At 57.7% G+C, this 18350-nt stretch carries 10 protein-coding genes and 1 tRNA gene; 5 read left to right on the top strand and 6 right to left on the bottom strand.

The window, feature by feature from the left end:
• Positions 1-32: 32 nt before the first annotated feature.
• Positions 33-929 carry a thiamine-phosphate kinase gene (thiL, locus tag CI070_RS12060; protein WP_094136846.1) on the bottom strand — a complete coding sequence of 299 codons (897 nt, stop codon included), beginning with the start codon at positions 927-929 and terminating at the stop codon, positions 33-35.
• The gene (locus tag CI070_RS12065) at positions 919-1782 is read right to left on the bottom strand and encodes a CPBP family intramembrane glutamic endopeptidase (RefSeq protein WP_179218461.1); all 864 of its coding nucleotides are present in this window, start codon (positions 1780-1782) and stop codon (positions 919-921) included. Before CI070_RS12065 ends, thiL begins: the two co-directional genes overlap by 11 nt.
• 200 nt (positions 1783-1982) lie before the next feature.
• Between CI070_RS12065 and CI070_RS12070 the strand changes: the two genes are divergently transcribed.
• The 4 genes from CI070_RS12070 (at position 1983) to hflX (ending at position 7748) form a co-directional block, all read left to right on the top strand.
• A complete protein-coding gene (locus tag CI070_RS12070; protein WP_094136848.1) occupies positions 1983-3365 on the top strand; it encodes an ROK family protein in 1383 nt (460 codons plus the stop codon).
• Between the two features lie 191 nt (positions 3366-3556).
• Positions 3557-6085: a serine/threonine-protein kinase gene (locus CI070_RS12075; protein ID WP_179218462.1), complete on the top strand. Its 2529-nt coding sequence runs from the start codon at positions 3557-3559 to the stop codon at positions 6083-6085.
• A 208-nt stretch (positions 6086-6293) separates the two neighbouring features.
• Positions 6294-6425, top strand: coding sequence for a hypothetical protein (locus CI070_RS14170; protein ID WP_256943576.1), 132 nt, complete (start codon positions 6294-6296; stop codon positions 6423-6425).
• A 9-nt stretch (positions 6426-6434) separates the two neighbouring features.
• Entirely contained in the window at positions 6435-7748 is a 1314-nt protein-coding gene (gene hflX, locus CI070_RS12080; RefSeq protein WP_094136850.1) for a GTPase HflX, read from the top strand.
• Positions 7749-7782: 34 nt separating this feature from the next.
• Here the strand turns inward: hflX and CI070_RS12085 are convergent, their stop codons facing one another.
• The 3 genes from CI070_RS12085 to CI070_RS12095 form a co-directional block, all read right to left on the bottom strand.
• Positions 7783-8352: a Maf family protein gene (locus CI070_RS12085; protein WP_094136851.1), complete on the bottom strand. Its 570-nt coding sequence runs from the start codon at positions 8350-8352 to the stop codon at positions 7783-7785.
• 65 nt (positions 8353-8417) lie between these two features.
• A complete protein-coding gene (locus tag CI070_RS12090; protein ID WP_256943577.1) occupies positions 8418-9977 on the bottom strand; it encodes a pyridoxal-phosphate dependent enzyme in 1560 nt (519 codons plus the stop codon).
• Positions 9978-10118: 141 nt separating this feature from the next.
• Positions 10119-10196 (bottom strand) — tRNA-Asp (locus CI070_RS12095).
• A 375-nt stretch (positions 10197-10571) separates the two neighbouring features.
• Between CI070_RS12095 and CI070_RS12105 the strand changes: the two genes are divergently transcribed.
• The gene (locus CI070_RS12105) at positions 10572-17468 is read left to right on the top strand and encodes an autotransporter-associated beta strand repeat-containing protein (protein WP_094136852.1); all 6897 of its coding nucleotides are present in this window, start codon (positions 10572-10574) and stop codon (positions 17466-17468) included.
• Between the two features lie 95 nt (positions 17469-17563).
• On the opposite strand, the gene CI070_RS12110 is transcribed toward CI070_RS12105, so the two are convergent.
• Positions 17564-18133 (bottom strand): YdeI/OmpD-associated family protein, encoded by a 570-nt coding sequence (locus CI070_RS12110; protein WP_094136985.1) that lies wholly within the window; start codon positions 18131-18133, stop codon positions 17564-17566.
• Positions 18134-18350 lie beyond the last annotated feature (217 nt).

Genomic DNA, 18350 nt, shown 5'->3' on the forward strand with positions numbered 1-18350 from the left:
TTGCTTGGTTCCTTCTCCGGTTTTTCTCCGGGCTAGTTGAAGTGCCTGTAACCCGCGGGAAGGACGGAGGCCTTCTCCGCAGTCATTTCCCCAATGACGGTGAGAGGCGTTTCCGGAAAATGCTCCGCGGCCAGCCGTGCCACCCGTTCGCGGTCGCCGGGACGGAAGGTTACCAGTAATTCGTAATCCTCCCCATCCCCCACAGCCTGTGCCGTCGTGAACCCCGGGCGTACGGGAAGGAGTTCTTCATAAATACGGAACCCCAGCCCGGAGGCGGACGCCAGCCGGGGAAGGTCGGTCCCCAGCCCGTCGGAAAGGTCCATCATGGAGGTGGCTACGCCGAAAGAGGCCAGGATGCCTCCTTCCCTGACACGCGGCATGAAGGAAAGATGGTGCCCGGTGGGGAAGCTGCCGCCAAGCGCTCCCGTAACGGCAATCAGATCCCCCGCCCGCGCCGTACTGCGCAGTACGGCTTTGCCTTCCTCCACTTCCCCGGTCAGGGCCACGTTGATGATAAGCCCGTCCCTAGGCAGGCCGGAGCTTTCCCCCCCGGCGATGCTGATGCCGAACTGCCGTGCCAGCCGCCCCATGCCCCGGTAAATTCCTTCCACCTGGGAGGTGGGGCGGTCTGCGTGCACGAACAGGGTTATCAGAGCGTGCAGGGGCGTTCCGCCCATGGCTCCTATGTCTGAGACGGCCCGTGCCAGCGCTTTCCTCCCGATCAGTTCCGGATCCGTTCCGGGCAGGAAATGCATGCCTTCCACCACGCAGTCCGTTTTCAGGAGCAGCTGGCGGTTCCCTGCTCCCCGGACTATGGCGCAGTCATCTCCAGGCCCCGTCACCAGGGCGGAATTGGAAGGCATCAGGGGCAGGAGACGGGCTACCAGCGCGTCTTCCCCCGTCTGCCGGATGCTGGGCTCAGGTTCCATACGGAAGAAGGATGCCGGGGTACAGGATGTTGATGAGAGTGGCGGTGTTGAAAATGCAATGGGCGATGATGGGCGTCCAGATGCTGCCCGTGTATTCGTACAGCAGCACCAGTACGGCTCCGAAGATTGCCAGAGGGATGAACGGCACCAGGCTGACGTGGATGATGCCGAAGAGGAAGGAGGTGGTGATCAGGGCGAACCAGACGCCCGTGTACTTCTTCATGATCGGGTACAGATAGCCGCGGAAAATAAGTTCCTCCACCAGAGGAGCGGCGATGGCGGCGCTGAAGCAGATGACCGTGATCAGGGGGATGTCGCTGGAGTGCCTCAGCACGGAAACAATGGATTGTTCGGCCGGTGCGTTGGTGACCTGTTCAATCCACTGGAACAGGCCCGCCTTGTCCAGCAGGAAATGGATGACCAGCACCAGCAGATAGCCTGCAGCCGGAGCGTAGAGAAGGGCCTTCAGGGAATGTTTTTTCAATCCAAGCGCCTCCATCCTGCCCGTGTGGAACATGCGAACCAGCAGGACGAAGGCCAGAATGAGATTCAGGCAGGTTCCGTTGAAGACCTTGTAGCCGTCCAGCTCCATGTTGGTCGTGCTGGGCGGAGCGGAAGCCCCCGGAGGCGTGGCGGCCGCCAGCAGAGCCCCCAGACTGAAGTAAAGCACGATGATGCCGCACATGGCGATGTCCAGCATGTCCAGGTGGCCTACGGGAATGCTCCATTGCAGAGGATGCCGGGTATTGGGGGAGTGGCTCCGGCGGAAGATATTTACCGCCACGGCGAGGGACATGACGGTAATCAGGATGGAGGAAAACAGGGTAATAAGCTGGTCCGTTAATTCATTCATGGAATAGGCATGTGTGGAATAGGTTCCCCTTCCAGAGGGCCGGGCCGGAAGAAAAGCTCCTGTTTCTTTAGTGGAAACACGGTGATTTTCCAGCAGAAAGTGAGCTATCGCCCCGCGTCCCGCAAAAAAAATCATGAGGAAAGGGAATGAATACTTTTCAAGGAAAAGCGGGTATGCTACGTTTCCAACGGATTATCGCCATGAATATTCAACCCAAAATCACGCCTGTGCTGGATCCCGGCTTCGTGCCGGCCGTTCTTTGGAATCAAGCTTTTGAAGCCAAAGCCGCCGCCGATCCCGCTTCTCATCAAGTGGATATCGCTCTGACCCGCAATGACGGGACCTGCTTCCGCTGGTCCGGCAAGCTTCTTCCCCATACCGGAGAAAACATTGCCCTGAATGAGACTTATGTGGAGCGCATTGTGAAATTCCTGCTGTGGCAGAAGGGCGGCAATATCATCCTCGTTGCCGGGGATGACGCTATTGCGGACATGCTGGCCTCCCGCTACTGCAAGGGCGGTATCCGCGAATTCGACTGGGATTTCATCGGCAAGAAGATTTACGGCTCCCCGATTGAAGTGAAAAAGGTTTCCCTGGAAGAGCTTCCCGAGGAATACTCCGGCTCCATGACGCTGGGCCGCAACCTGGACGGATGCCGCATCGGTTTTGACCTGGGCGGTTCCGACCGCAAATGCGCCGCCGTGGTGAATGGGGAAGTGGTTTATTCCGAGGAAGTGGTCTGGGACCCTTACTTCCAGAAGGATCCCCAGTATCATATTGACGGAATTCAGGACTCCTTGGAACGCGCCGCCGCTCATCTCCCCCGGGTGGACGCCATCGGCGGATCCTCCGCAGGCGTAATCATCAACAGTGAAGTGCGCACTTCCTCCCTGTTCCGCGGCGTCAGCCAGGAAGACATTGAAAAGACCCTCGGCAAGGTATTCCGCACCCTCCAGAAAGAAAAATGGAACAACATTCCCTTTGAAGTGGTGAATGACGGTGAAGTTACCGCTCTCGCCGGCGCCATGGGCATGAACGACAACGCCGTGCTCGGCGTAGCCATGGGCACCTCCGAGGCTGCCGGCTATGTGGACCCGGAAGGCCACATCAAGCCCTGGCTGAATGAACTGGCTTTCGCCCCCGTGGACTACTCGGAAGAAGGCGGCGTGGACGAATGGTCCAAGGATATGGGCGTAGGCGCCCTTTATTTCTCCCAGCAGGCTGTGGCCCGCCTGGCCCCCCGCGCCGGCTTCCAGTTTGAAGGAATGCCCTTCCCGGAACAGCTTAAAAAGGTTCAGGCCGCGATGGCGGAAGGCGACGAACGCGCACGCAAGATTTATGAAACCATCGGCGTGCACTTCGGCTATGCCATTGCCCACTACGCCAGATTCTATGACATCCGCAATCTGCTCTTCCTGGGGCGTGTGGCTTCCGGAGACGGCGGCCAGATCATCATTGACAAGGCGGAAGAAGTGCTGAGCACCGAATTCCCCGAGTTGAAGATCCAGCTCCGCGTGCCGGATGAAAAGACCAAGCGCCACGGCCAGGCCGTAGCCGCCGCTTCTCTTCCGGCTCTCGCCTGACGGAAGTAAATCAAATTTGCGGGAGGGGCCTTGTCCGGGGTCCCTCCCTGCTCATATTCGGAAGGGAGCCGGATGATTCGGATAATCTGCGCCGCTTTTCCCCCTTCCTTTTTTGATTCCCGTTCCGCCGCCCTGCGTTCATGGTTCCCCAGCAAGAAAACATCGTCAATTGCCCGGCGTGCGGACAGCCCATGGATATTTCCCTGCTACCGCTGTACGCCAACGCCATTTGCCCGGGCTGCCAGGCGCTGACGCGCGTAAAAACGCACATGGGGCCCTACCATATTACCGGAAAGCTGGGAAAAGGCGGCATGAGCGTGGTGTTCCGTGCGGAGGATGCCGTTCTGGGGCGGGAAGTGGCCCTGAAAGTGTTGAACGATACCTATGCCGGAGATGCCCTGCGCTGTGAACGTTTTGAACGGGAAGCCCGGATCATGGCGCGGGTTTCCCATGAAAACCTGGTGAAAATTTATGCCGTGGGACGTGACCAGGGCCTTTTTTACATTGCCATGGAACTGGTGGAAGGCAATGGACTGGACGCCTTGATCGCTGCGGAGGAACGTGTGCCGGAAGACAGGGTGCTGCGCCTGACGCAGGATATCGTGCGCGGGCTGGACGCCGCGTGGAATGCGGGTCTCATGCACAGGGATATCAAGCCCGCCAACGTTCTTTTGTCCCCCGACGGGGACGCCAAGATTGTGGACTTCGGCCTGTCCCTGCTTCACAGTGAATCCGATATGGAGCGGGAAATATGGGTCACCCCTTATTACGCCGCGCCGGAAACGCTGTTGCGCGGAGAGGAGGACTTCCGTACGGACATGTACGCTCTGGGAGCTACCATGTACCATTTGCTCGTAGGCTTGCCTCCCCGTGTGGACGCCTCCCAGTCTTCCGATATTCTTCTGGAGAACAAAAAAAATCTCCCTCGCCTGGAGCAGGTGGTGAACGACGTTTCTCCCATGACCTGTTTCATTGTGGACAGGCTGATGGCTTTTGACAGGGAAGACAGGTTTTCTTCCTATCCCGAATTGATGGATGCCGTGGAGCAGGCCCTGGAGGAATATGCCCGGGTCATGCAGGAATCCGGTCTCACCTGGGCGGAACGGCGTTCGGTGGAGGCGCGGCGCGCACGGCGCAGGAAATGCCGCATGGTCGTAGCCTCTTCCATTGCTTCCGTAGCGGCTTTGGCATGGGGCGTTTGGGGATGGGCGGAGTGGAGGGAGGGCGTAGCCTCTTCTCCCGATACTCCGTCTCCATCCATTTCTCCTGCGGCTGGAACGGTCCCGGAAGGCAGGGGGGAGGAATCGCGGCTGGAGCGCAGCATACGCTTTGGCAAACTGTTTAACGAAGCCCAGGAATCCCTGAACCGTGGGGATCTGGTGAAAGCCGCCGCCATGTTCGGCGATTTGGCGGCCCAGCCGGACTGCCCCCTTTCCACATCTTTGTGGGCCGGGTTAAACCAGGTGCTGTGCATGTGGGTGCGCGGCCAGTTCCCGGAAGGGGTGGAGCGTCTGGAGGAACTGGGCGGAAAGATGGAAGCCTGCGAGGACCCTGAAGAACTGGAACGCTCTGGGGACATCGGCAACCTGATCATGTACCTGAGTTCCGCGGACTGGTCTTCCCGGATGCCGGGACTGCGCTCCAATTCCGATCTGGCCGTGCATTACTATGTGGGCATGGCGTTGAAATCCTGGTACTTTGCCGGGAGATGGCCGGAATACGGCGAATTTCTGGACCGGGTGGCTGCTGATGCGGCGGACGACCGGGACAGGAACGTGCGTGAGCTGGCTTCTGCGTGGCTCAGCAATCTTGAAATGTATACGGATCAGTACGCGCGCTTGAAACGTCTTCAGGACATGCCGGAAAAAACAGTGGCGGAAGTGAAGGCCAAGCGGTCCGCGGCGGACTTTTTGCGGGAACAGATGATGATTGGAGACGTCCCTTCCATGTCTCCGGCTTATGCCGCGCTGGAAGGAATACTGGATCATTTGAGGATGCGGTACCAGGCTGCCCGGGACTGGGAGGCTGCGGAAGCCGTGAAGGCGGCTGAAAGGCAAAAGGAGGAGGAAAGGCAAAAAGAACTGGAGGAGGAAAAGAGAAGGGAAATCCTGCTGGCCGCCCAATCCAGAAGCTATGAGGACATCTGCCGGGAAGCGGAGGATGTGATGAAGAAAAGCGGTGATTATGAGAAAGTTTCCGCTGTTTATGGAGAGGCGGAAAAAATCATTTCCTCTCCTGAGGTGAAGGCCCGTCTGGCCATGCGGCGGGAAATGACGGACCGGATGCTGCCGCTGTTCTCCCGCATGGAGAAACTTTTGCCCGCACTGCTGGAAAAGAGGCTGGGGAAACCCCTGGCGCTCAAAGATGGCTCCAGGGTGCGCCTGAAAGGGATGAAGGGGCATCTGCTGACCGTGGAACCTCAGGACAGCAGGGAAGGAAGCGGCGCGTACCAGGTCAGTTGGAACGCGCTTCCGTTCAACTCCCTGCATGCTCTGGCGCGGGAATGCCGCCAGAAGCAGCCTGCGGAATTCTCTCCCCTGGCGGATACGTATGCCAAGCCTTTGCTTATTTTTGGCAGACTGACGGGAACCATTTCCGCCGCACAGCAGGAAAAAGCATTGCTTCAGATGGACCGCGCTTTCATTGAAAAATGGAATTTATGGATGAGCAGTCTGGAGGAGGGGGAAGGGTTGCCGGAAGGCGATGCAAAATCAAGTTGATTCCGGCAGGGGATAAGGTCCCTTGAAAGGCGGCGGATGGCTGCCGCCGGGAGGTTTTTGTCCCTGCCGCGTGCTTTTCCGGCTGGCCCCGGCCGGAAGAGAGGGGAAAAGGCTCGGTCAAATGCCTGTGTCCCGGATTTGGAGAAAAGTAATGGCGATGAAGTAAAATTTGCTTGCCTAGGGTACGTCGTACGGGTCTCATAGCCGCATGAGACTGATCAGCTTTTTGACGCTGGCATGCATGGCCGGCTTCCTCTCTTCATGCGGTTGTGACTGTCATAAGCCCGCGGACTTCGCGCTGAAGGATTACCAGCCTACCTCCAGCAAGCAATTCCGTTAAATTCCCTATATGTTTGAAATCCGCGAAAAACCGGAAATGGTGGAACGGGCCATGCTCGTTTCCATTTACTTCGATCCCTCCGAGGCCGGGGAAAAACAGGCCATGCTGGATGAGCTGGAAGACCTTGTCTCCAACCTCGGCATCGGCATTGCAGGAAAGCACCTCATCAAATCCAGGGACATGCACGCCAAATTCCTGTGCGGTACCGGAAAGGCGCAGGAGGTGAAGCAGCTGGCGCTGGATTGCCGGGCGGACTGTGTGGTTTTTGACAATATGCTTTCCCCTTCCCAGCAGAGGGAATGGGAGCGGCTTGTTGACGAATGCGTCATTGACCGTGAAGAGGTCATTCTGGACATCTTTGCCCGGCGCGCCCGGACGCGGGAAGCTACCCTGCAGGTGGAACTGGCCCGCATGCAGTATTCTCTGCCGCGCATGGCCCGTATGTGGAACCATCTGGACCGCCAGGGCGGAGGCTCCGGCGGTGGTAAGGGCGGCGGCGGAGCAGCCAGGGGGGAAGGTGAAAAGCAGATTGAAGTGGACCGTCGCCTGGCGCGCGCCAGAATTGAGGCTATCCAAAGGGAACTGGTTCTGGTGACCCGGCAGCGTGCTACGCAGCGCAAGGAACGGGAGCGCCAGGCCGTCGCCACGGCTGCTATTGTAGGTTATACCAATGCCGGGAAATCCTCCCTCCTGTCCCTGGTGTCCGGGTCTGAAGTCATGGCCCGGGACATGCTTTTTGCTACGCTGGACACCACAACGCGGAAAATAGAGCTTCCCCACGGGCAGCCGCTGCTGCTGACGGATACCGTAGGCTTCATCCGCAACCTTCCGCACCGCCTGGTGGAGGCTTTCAAGTCCACGCTGGAGGAAGCCGTTCTGGCGGATTTCCTGATTCAGGTGGTGGACGCTTCCGACCCGGAAGCCGTGCGCCATTATGAAACGACTCTGGAGGTTCTTGATGAACTGGGTGCGGGTGACAAGCCCATGGTCGTGGTTTTAAACAAGGTGGACCTGGTCCCGGAAGAACGGCGCGGAGCTCTGGAAACGCTGCTGGCTCCCCATTTCAGCGGCAGGGTGGTTGCCATGTCCGTGAAAGAAGGGAACGGTGCGGGAGACCTGTTGAATGCCTGCGTGGAAATGCTGGAAAGCCGTGTCCGGCGCGCCCGATTCCTGATTCCTTATACCCGCAGCGACCTGGTGGCCGCCATGCATAGTGAAGGCAAGGTTTTCTCTACGGAATATGTGGAGGAAGGGACCTTGCTGGAAGCCGTGCTTCCTGTGGCCTTTTATAATAAACTGGGATCATTCCTGGCAGACAGGTAACCCCCTGTTCCTGAATCCCGGGTGCGTGGCCGGGTCAAAACCGGTATCCCAGGCCGTTCAGGCATGTCACCACATCCCTGACAGGCAGTCCGATGACGTTGTCCGTATCCCCGCGCACGGAAGAGATAATCATCTCCCCGTATTCCTGGAACGCGTAAGAGCCGGCCTTGTCCATCACGTTTACCAGTTCCATGTAACGGCGGATGTCTCTTTCCGTCAGCTTCCGGAACGTCACTTCCGTCAGCACGGCCAGGTCTTTCATGCCCAGCGGGGAACGGATGGCGACTGCCGTGCATACATGGTGCGTGTGTCCGGAGAGCTTCCGGAGCGTAGTCCGGGCTTCTTCTTCATTTCCCGGTTTGCCAAGAGGCAAGCCTTCCAGAAAAACGAGCGTATCCGCGCCGATGACGGTGGAATCCGGATGTTCCCGGAACACGGCTTCCGCCTTGGCGGCGGCATTGTGCAGACAGAGCTCCTGCGGGGGCATGGAAGCCTCTTTCAGTTCTTCCGTGTCCCGGACAATAACGGAAAAAGGAATGCCGGCCTTTTCCAGCAATTCACGCCGCCGGGGTGATTGGGAGGCCAGGATAACGGGGGGAAGCATGGGAGAAAAAGGCCGTGATGAGCAAGGGAGCCGATCTTTCTCAAGCTCCCTGGATGGGTGGACTGTCAATGATTGCCTGTCAACTGTCTGCCCCCCATGATCCGCTGGAAGGCCTCGGGGGAAATTTCCCGAATGGACCTGATGATGTTTTTGGAAAAGGCGCTCATGCGTTCCCGAATGGTTTCCCGGTCTTGCGCTGTATCAAATTCCATGCCCACCAGGGCGCGGCCTACACGTTCTCCGGTATAGGTGTAGTTGAAATAACAGAGGGAAGCCAGATCCGCGATACGTTCCATGAAGTCAAGGAAAGCTCCTGCGCGTTCCGGAAATTCAATGTGGACGAACAGGGGGTGCTGACACAGCTCCGGCTGGTAGTGGATCATGCGGAAGCGCACGTCGTCGTCCTCGCTGATATCTTCGAATTCGATTCCCTTCTTCTTCAGTGTTGTGCGGATGGTGTCCAGGTCTTCATCAGAAGCGGCAATGCCGAACACGGGGTATTGGGTGTCTCCTTCCGTTTTGCCGTACTGCACATCCACCAGCGTCGTATCCTGAGGCATGTGGCGCAAGTACTTAAGCACCTGGCCGCGCTTGGAATCCATGGAAATGCGCAGATAGCGCGTTTCGTGGTTGCCGATGCCCGCCTGCCGGGCAATCTGGGTGAGGTGGGTGAAATCCATATTGGCTCCGGAAATGACCACGAAGCTCTTTTCCTCCGGCTGTACTTCGCCCCGGTTCCACTGTTTCAGGAATCCTGCCAGGCTCATGGCTCCGGAGGGTTCGGGCACGACGCGGGAGGATTCCCACATAGCCCGGATGGCCTGGCAGACCTCATTATTGGTAACGGTCACGAACTCGTCAACCAGTTCCCGGCAAAGGGGATAGGTTAATTCTCCGGGAATGTGGACGGCCGTGCCGTCGCAGAAAACGTCCACGTAATCCAAGTTCACCCGGCGTCCCTGTTCAATGGAGGTTTTCATGGAAGCCTGGTCAACGCCTTCCACGCCGATGACCTTGATGCGGGGCCAGAACTTTTTCAGCCAGCACGCTACGGATGCGGCCAGGCCGCCGCCGCCGATAGCGACATACGCGCGGTCAAAAGGGCCTTCTCCGCTCATCACCACTTCGTCCGCCAGCGTTCCCTGTCCGGCCATGGTCACCAGGTCGTCATAGGGGTGCACAAACGTGCTGCCGTGGGTTTCCGCATATTCATGGGCGGCAGCGGCCGTCTCGTCATAGCAGTCCCCGTGGAGCATAATCTTCACATGTCTGCCGCCGTGGCGGCGTACTTCCGTCTGTTTCACTTCCGGCGTGGAGCGCGGCATGAAAATGGTGGCATGGCAGTTCAGGACTCTGGCCGCCAGCGCGACGCCCTGGGCATGATTGCCGGCGGAGGCCGCCACAATGCCTTTGTCTCGGGCCTCCTGGCTCAATGCGGCCATGCAATTGAACGCTCCGCGCCACTTATAAGCCCGGATGGGGCCCAGATCCTCCCTCTTGGCATATACCGGGGCTTCGATGCCCGGCAGATTCAATCGCTGGAGAGGAGTCGGTTCGCCAACGGTATAGACGCGCTGGCGGGCTTGCAGTATTTCCTCGGAAAGACGGTCCGAAAGTATGCTCATGATGGTAATGCTGGCCCTCATTTTAACGGGTCCGGCCCCTTTTTCCAGTAAAACATTCCCGAAAGACGGGCTGTTTTCCGGGATTCAGGTTTTTGGAACGCAAAAAAGCCGCCCGGAGGCGGCTGTTTCTTCTGAACAAGGTGGCGAAGCGGACGGGGCTCGAACCCGCGACCTCCAGCGTGACAGGCTGGCGCTCTAACCGAACTGAGCTACCGCTCCATAACCTTGGATGCCGTCCCTGCCTGGCGGCGGGGACGTGGAGGCTTATACAGGCACTTCTTCAGGAATGCAAGAAAAGAAATCATTTTTTCCTGCATGCATATTTCGTAGGCTGGGGGAAAAAGGTTAAATAAGTGGCCGGATTTGAAATCCGCAGATGATGTAAATAAGCCCAAATAATGATTAAAATATTAATGATGCAGGTTTTTGAAACGGACGGCCCCGTTTTTCCCTCTTTTCCTCTCAGGTCGTTCAATGTTTCTAAGGGGCTTGGCTCCAAAAATTGTCATTGACTCCGGATTTCAAATCCGTTAATTATTACTACGAATATAGTCTTGCAAATAGTTTTATTCATTATCAATACGTTACAGCATTATGCGCCCGCACTTGCCTCTGGTTCTTTTATCCGCTCTTCTGTCCTGTTTCATTTCTCCGGCATGGTCTGACTATACGTTGACGGGCAATGGAGAAACGACAATTTCTTTTGTTGACGACCAATATACGATTACGCCGCCGCAAGGGGAGCCCTTGACCCAGGCGGATTCCCCCGGAGGTATTTATTTAACGGATATTACGGCAAGCGGAACCTATCAAGACGGCTATAACAGGGTTCTCAATCTGGAGGGGGGAACCTATACAGGACTGCAATTATGGAATGTTGCAGGCACTGCCGGAGGCGTCACCATCGGAGGGAACAATTCCTTTGTAATCAATATCGGGGAAGGAACATCCCTGCTGAATACCAATGCCCAGTTGATGGGATGGAGCAACCAGGACCGGATTGTGTCCGCCGACATTACTCTCAATGTGGACCGGAATGCCGGCACGATTAATGGTTTTTCCCTGGTGGGGGATGGAAATAAAAATGATGCCTACCAGACGACGGGGACATATACCGTCAACATTCATGGCGGGGAATGGGCCGGAATTTCGGTTTCCAATCCCAGTAGCAGCTGGTGCATAGGGCTGGGGCAGGAATCCTTCCGCCATACGGGGGACGTGACGTTCACCATAGACGGCGGGACTTTCGCCCAGCTGGTAACGGCTGGAACGACACGCGGGGCAGGGCAGAAATCGACCATTATCGGCAATGTCTCTCTGAATCTGGACGGAGGAACTTTTAATGGTTCCGTTGCCCTTCTGGGGAGAGGCCAGGTTCAGTTGGGAGACGGGACGAACGCCTATACGGCCAGGTTGCGCATTACGGGAGGCCAGTACAACGCGAATGTGTATGGCCTGTCTGATGCGACATCTTCAGGTTCTGCCGCAAATATTGCAGAGCATTCGTCCGCTTCCATAGAAATCACGGGGGGGACTTTTGCTCAGAGTTTGTTTTCGCAGGGTGTGGCGACAACGATCACAGGCGCTGCTTTTTCCGGAGACGGGACCAGGAAAATTTTTGCAGGCGCCCGTTTAAGCACATCTGCCTGGAACCTGGCGGATACCAATATGACGCTGGATTTGGGCGGCAACACGGTAGCGGCCATGATTGCGGGGGGAAGCTGGGTGGAAACGGGAGAGAGCACATTAAATATTACAGGTTCCACCAATTTGACCTTCAAGTCCGGGACGTATACGGGACAAATCTGGGGCGGCTCCTACATTAATGGAACCGCTACCGCCGCCCTTACCGGAAATATCGGTTCCACCAATATAACGATTACGGGCGGCACGTTCGATGGAGCTCAAATATCCCTGGGCACTTACGTGGAACGCAACAATGCCAATTCCGCATTGACTATTGGAGAAGCCAATCTTTCCATCAGCGGCGGGACGTTCAATAATGCCTCCATTTATGCGGGTGGCCAAAAGGTCAACGGAACTTCCCTGACTACGGCCTTGGCCAGCGTGACCCTGACGGGCAATGATGCCGTTTTCTCCGGAACGACAACCATATCCGGTCAGGGCCGGGGAGATACGGTCACCAGGAGCGTGTTGAACCTGAACGGCGTGACTCGCGAAGACATGTTTGAGAATGCCGTGATTTCCGGATTTGACGAGATTTCCGCGGGGGAAGGGACGGACGCCCTTATTGCCAACGCGACGGTGCTGGATGGCCGCAGCGCTTTTACCAAGAGCGGAGCGGGCAAACTTACGCTCGGTTCCTCTGCCGGATTTGCCAATGCGCTGACGGTTTCCGCAGGGGAGCTCAGTTTCGGGCTTGCCGGCGGAGTGGCCTTCGGCAACTCCATCACGATGGGCGCCGGAGCCCGCCTTACCTCTGCGGGCAACATGACTCTTTCCCCGGCTTCCGTTCTGACACTGGATTTGACGGGCCTGAATTCCTCCAGCGCCGCTGTCATCCAGTCGGGCGGCACGCTCTCCTTTAGTACGGAAGGAACGCTGACCCTGACGATCAGCGGAGTGGACCAGACGATGGAAAATGACTACAGACTGATTGCGGCAGACAGTTTCGGTACGTTGACGGCCAGCAATTTTTCTTTTGATTCCAGCAGTCTTTCCGAAGATTATACCTATGCCCTGGAACTGTCCGGAAACACTCTTTACCTGCGTGTCAAGGCGTTGGGCGAAGCCCTCAACTGGAACGGGGGAAGTGCGGGCACCTGGACGGCGACAGGAGGTTCAGCCGTCTGGCTGGACAAGGACGGAACGGCAATCGTCTATGACGCTTCCAAATCCGCCAATTTTGAAGATCTGGCTGGCATATCCGCCTCCGCCGTCACTATAGACGGGAATGTTTCTTCCGCGCGTCTTACGGTCAGCAATGGAGAAACGGCCTACACGTTCACGGGAACAGGGACCCTTGTGGACGGGACGGGACCGATGTCCCTCATTAAACGTGGAGAAGGGGTGTTGACCATTGAAAATACCGGCGCAAATACGTTCTCCGGCGGCACGACCATTATGGCCGGTACCCTTAATCTCAACGTTGTTCAGGGCCTGGGCACCGGCACGGTAACGTTGAACGGAGGGGAACTGGTGCTGAATACGGAAGGCACGACGGGGCTGGTAGCGACCAACAATATTATTTTTGGTGGAGGCACTTTCACGTATGGCACGGGAGCTGCGCAGGATATTTCCGGCCTCATCGACGCTGCCGCCAGTACGGCGGCCATCCGGGTGAATACGAACGGGAATAATATATCCTGGGCTACGTACACCCAAGAGCTGGGAAACAAGGATATCGTCAAGCTCGGGAATGGTCTGCTGACCATCAATATGGTGCAAGGGGGAACCTTTGCCGGCGCCATCACCGTAAACGAAGGAACCCTGTTTTATAGCATTGGGGATAATAGCGTTACGCGAACCTGGAGCGGCAATGTTTCCATCGCTGAAAACGCGACTCTCCAGATACAGGACAACCGTGCCCATAACTCCGTAAATACGGATACTCTGTCAGGCCGCATTACCGGAGCCGGAACACTGGTCCTCGGTAAGAAGGAAGGAGGCGCCTTCCCCGGAGGCGGCCGCTATTCCGTCACCGGAGACAACAGCGGCTTTACCGGTACCATGAGGCTGGCTGGCAACGGCGTCAACGCTGCGTGGAATGAAGTCGGCTTCGCCAATGCCGCGGCAATCGGGGGTGCCACGCTGGAACTGGATGGGCGCGGCTTTTTTGTCAATTCCGCTGCCGATCCCATTAATGCCGATATCCATGTGATGGCTGCTGGGGGCTGGCTGAACGGCAATTCCAACCAGACGCTGGTTCTGGCGGGAAGCCTGACGAGCGAAGCGGGGGCCAACCTCGGAATAACGGCGGCCGGAGACCCGACTCTGACGGCCATTTTTACGGGAGATCTCACCGGTTTTATGGGAACGGTGCATTCCGGCCGTGGGAATGCCATCTTTTCCTTTGGCAACGGCGGTGCGGCGTCCACGCTGGATACGGGCGAATTCATCAAGGCCGTTTCCCTGGGAGGAACCGGAACCTACCGCGTCAACTACACGGGTACGGCAGGGAACCTGCTTTATGCCGGGAATGTGATTGATACGGCCTCCCTGAGCATTCAGGGAAGCGACAAGCTGATTCTTACCGGGGCGAATACGACCACGGGAGAGTTGAATATTTCCCAGAATTCTTCTGTCCAGCTGGGCGACGGAACCGGGGACAACGCCGCCTGGGCCGGAACCATTGCCGGAGCGGGCAGTCTTACGGTCAGCACCTCCGGCGCTTTTGCCGTGGGGGACCGCGCCAACGGCCTGACGGGGACGCTGACGCTGGCCAAGGGCACGCTGGACCTTTCCGGTGCGGCCACCACCACTAATATCCTTATTCAATCCGGAGCGCTGGCGAACGCCGGAAGTTACGCAGGAACGGACGCAAACAAGGTTCATGTCCATGCGATTGCCGATTCCGGCAATATTGCCCTGGGAGGTCTGGATGCCGCCGGACTGGGGTCAGTTGTCACCACTGCTGCCGGAACGCAGCTCACCGGACTCAAGCAGGGTTCCACCTGGACGGTGAACGGCTCAGACAGCAACCTTGCGGTGGGAGCGGGCAATATTTCCGGAGATCCCTTCTCGGGAGAGGATTTTCTGGTTCAGTTTGAGGGCACGGGGGACAATCTGGGCAGCATCTCCTTTGAAGACGGTTCCACGCTGACGCTGGACCTCACCAGCGTCATGAATGCCATGAAAACGGCGGCCGGAAATCTGGAGATACTTCTGACCAACGGCAGTTTTGCGCAGGACCTTGAAACGCTTAAGAGCCACATAACGGCTAACCCGCTTTTCGCCGCTTTGGGCTTCGGCATCGTGGGCGTCAACGGAGGCGGCATTGTTCTCTCCGGTGATACGGACCTGGTTTACGTGTCTTCCGTGGATGGCGCGGGCAGCGCGGACAATCCGGTCACGGACCAGTCCCTCAACTTCTACCAGGCCGTCATTGTGGACCGGGACCTTTATGTCCAGTCGGACGGCTCCATGGTAATCAAAAACCTGACCGCACCGGGAACTGAGCCGGGCCAGACGGGCACGGGCAGCCTGATTGTCACCAATACGGCGGAGGACAAGGGAAGCATTGAACTGCAAAACAACCTCTTCCATGACGGCGCGGGAGTGGATACTTCTTTTGCCGGGGACATCAGCGGCCTGAACGGGGCTGCGGCCAACACGGACCTCGTCAAAACGGGAGCGAACAAACTCACCCTCTCCGGGAATGTGTCGCTGGCCGGGGATATCATTGCGGAAGAAGGAACGCTTCAGCTCAACGGCACGGCTGACGTGGAAGCTCTGCATCTGAATTCCGCGGATGCGGGCTCCCCTGCGGTGATTGGAATAGGAGGCCGCGCGACGGCCCGGACGCTGGCAGGCGGCGATAACGGCGGAAAGCTGGATATCGCTCCTTCCGGAACATTGACGCTGACAGGCGCTACCGACGGCCTTTCCCATACGGAAATTTCCGGTCCCGGTACGCTGGCTATTGCGGAAGGCGCTTCTTTGGGGCTGGCTGCGGACAGTACGCTTTCCGGCGTGGTACTGGACCTGGGCGGTTCCCTGAGCCTGGAGGCAGACGGTTCTGCCGGCGGACTGAACGGCTCCGGCTCTCTGGAACTGAATGGACAGACTTTGCAAATTCAGGCGGCTTCCGGCCAAACTCACACATATGATGGAACGCTGGGAGAAGGAACGCTGGATGTTTCCGGAGCGGGAACGCAGGTTCTGCGCAGCTCCGGCGCGGATACCGGTCTTACGGTCAGCGGAGGGAATCTGGTTCTCCAGGGCAACGCGGATGTGGATGGAAGCCGTCTCAGTTACGGCAATCTGGTTAACAACGGCAACCTGACCATTCAGGCCAGCGACAATTCCCTGACGGCGGTCAATACCACTCTGAGCGTGGAGAACGCTTCTTTCAGCAGCGGGTCCACTACTACTTTCACCTTAAATACTGATGCCGATATGACCGCCAGCTTCATAGAGGCTTCCGGAGACGTTGTCATTGAAGATGGCGCCTCTTTCCATGTCACCTCCATCCCGGACGTCAATATCACCTGGAAATCGGGCAATCCGATGGAACTCACGCTGATGGAGCTCACCGGCAACGGAACGATTGACCTGGGAGAAAATACGCTGACGGTCGGAGGCCTTTTCCTCACCTATTACAAGAATGCCCATCTGGTGCAGGAAGGAGATAAGGTGGTTCTGAAGGCGGAAGAACAGACGGACAATATCTATGCCGGCGTAGCGGACACGGCCAACTCCATGGCGGGAGCCAATCTGCTTTGGGATGCTGCCAGGAATGGTTCCGTAGACCAGACTGTCACGGATTTCCTGGGAGCCCTCAATAAGGACATGCTCAATAATCCTTCCGCAGCCAGACATTCCCTGGCAGCAATGGCAGGAAGCACAGTCAACGCGCTGGGTACGGCGCAGCGGGATGCCCTGCGCGACCAGATGGGCTGGATCCGCAACCGGACCACCCTCATGGGCGTCAACCCCGCCTACGTCAACGACGACCTCCCCCGCTTCCACATGTGGATGGAAGGCACGGGCTCCTACGCCCAGCTCGACACCCGGGGGGATGAAAGCGGCTACCGGCTCACCACCTGGGGAGGTACTGTGGGCATGGACGCGGACCTCAGCGACCGCGTCACCGTGGGAGCGGCCTTCACGGCCAGCTACGGCGACCTGACGGCCAGCGCGGCGGACAGCGCCGACGGGCATCTGGACAGCTACTACGCCAGCCTCTTCGGGCGCTACCAGAACAAACGCTGGGCGCACACGCTCATCCTGACGGGAGGATGGAACGACGCGAAACTCAACCGTACGGTCAACTACGGGGAAGGAAGCTACAGCACGCAGGGCAGCACCAGCGGGTGGGGCCTTGGAGCCATGTACGAACTCACCTACGACATCTACCTTGACGAAAACCGCAGCAGCGTGCTGCAGCCGCTGTTCAACGCCTCGGTGGTGACGACGCGGATGGACGGCTATGAAGAAACGGGAGCGGGCAACGCGGGCCTGAACGTCGGCCGGCAGGACTGGACGACGGGAACAGTGGCGCTGGGCGGCCGTTGGATGGGGCTGATAGGCAGCAACATCTTCGGACGAGAAGCGCTGGGGGAAATCCGGGTCAACGCGGCGCAGGACCTGGGAGACCGGAGGGGAGAAACAAACGTCTCCCTGCTGGGCAACCCCGGCTTCGCGCAAAGCGTGAGAGGGGCGAAAGCGGGAACGACGGCGTTGCAGCTCGGAGCGGGGCTGAGCGTGCCGGTGGGGACGAAAGGAACCATCTTCGTCAACGGCAACGCGGACATCCGTGACGGGTCCAGCTCGGTGAACGGAAGCGTCGGCTACCGTTACGACTTCTAACAGAAAGTAACATAATATGATGACCAGGCCGTTCCGGAATAGCTCCGGAACGGCCTGGTAGCGTCCGGGTACGTCCGGCAGGAAAATGGGGGCGTCTATTCTTCCAGCAGCCGGCCTCCGTCGTGCCATTCTCCGTACATCCTGTTTTCACGGGTATTCTTCAGAAATTTTTCCAGACGTTTGCGAAACAGTTCCGGCTGGTTTTTTTTAATTTGAATGGTATCCAGGCGCACGTGACGGTATAGACGGGGAAATGCCAGGAAATTGGCGTAAATAAGCGGATCCTGTTGAAGGAGCTGTAAAATATACGGGTCAATACGGAATGCTTCCGGGTTCATTTCCGGCAGACATTGTTCGCCGTGGGGCGTCATTAGTCCCAGCCTGGCCAGGCGGCGGCAACGTTCCTTGTTCAGTTCGGACCATTTACTCTTTCTGGATCGCGGAGTGAGACGCTGGGCCAGGAAACCGGAGGGCGTCTTCTTGCGGGTGCTGTCAATCCAGCCGAAGCACAGGGCTTCCTCCACGGCATCCAGGTAAAGGAGGGCATGTGGGGAAGGTTTCCTCGTTGTGAGAACCCAGCAGCAGGAGGAAGAGAGGTGGTTGTTTTCCAGCCATATTCTTAATTCCTTCCGTGTAGTGATGGGAAGAAGGTTGTTTATTTCCATGGCGTTTTCGTGAATGCCGCTTTTTCCTGCGGCGGTGCAAAGAGGATGAGTCCGTTGATAGCGGGTCTTCCGCTGATGTTCTAAGGGCTGATGATACTTCTCCGGAGCCTGCATTTCCAGCACAGACATGTTTTCTATCCGGGGGAACAGCTTCGGACAGGGAACTTTTCTCTGGAACCGCCCTCCTTTCCGTCTTCCTTTTCCTTCTTCGGAGAGA

Origin of the sequence: Akkermansia muciniphila, from assembly GCF_900184965.1 — a bacterium.
GTDB classification, from domain to species: domain Bacteria; phylum Verrucomicrobiota; class Verrucomicrobiia; order Verrucomicrobiales; family Akkermansiaceae; genus Akkermansia; species Akkermansia muciniphila_A.

What these genes read in the sequence shown, in the direction of transcription:
- thiL (WP_094136846.1), bottom strand. Translation starts at nt 929, where the DNA reads ATGGAACCTGAGCCCAGCATCCGGCAGACGGGGGAAGACGCGCTGGTA.
- CI070_RS12065 (WP_179218461.1), bottom strand. Translation starts at nt 1,782, where the DNA reads ATGAATGAATTAACGGACCAGCTTATTACCCTGTTTTCCTCCATCCTG.
- CI070_RS12070 (WP_094136848.1), top strand. Translation starts at nt 1,983, where the DNA reads ATGAATATTCAACCCAAAATCACGCCTGTGCTGGATCCCGGCTTCGTG.
- CI070_RS12075 (WP_179218462.1), top strand. Translation starts at nt 3,557, where the DNA reads ATGGATATTTCCCTGCTACCGCTGTACGCCAACGCCATTTGCCCGGGC.
- CI070_RS14170 (WP_256943576.1), top strand. Translation starts at nt 6,294, where the DNA reads ATGAGACTGATCAGCTTTTTGACGCTGGCATGCATGGCCGGCTTCCTC.
- hflX (WP_094136850.1), top strand. Translation starts at nt 6,435, where the DNA reads ATGTTTGAAATCCGCGAAAAACCGGAAATGGTGGAACGGGCCATGCTC.
- CI070_RS12085 (WP_094136851.1), bottom strand. Translation starts at nt 8,352, where the DNA reads ATGCTTCCCCCCGTTATCCTGGCCTCCCAATCACCCCGGCGGCGTGAA.
- CI070_RS12090 (WP_256943577.1), bottom strand. Translation starts at nt 9,977, where the DNA reads ATGAGCATACTTTCGGACCGTCTTTCCGAGGAAATACTGCAAGCCCGC.
- CI070_RS12105 (WP_094136852.1), top strand. Translation starts at nt 10,572, where the DNA reads ATGCGCCCGCACTTGCCTCTGGTTCTTTTATCCGCTCTTCTGTCCTGT.
- CI070_RS12110 (WP_094136985.1), bottom strand. Translation starts at nt 18,133, where the DNA reads ATGGAAATAAACAACCTTCTTCCCATCACTACACGGAAGGAATTAAGA.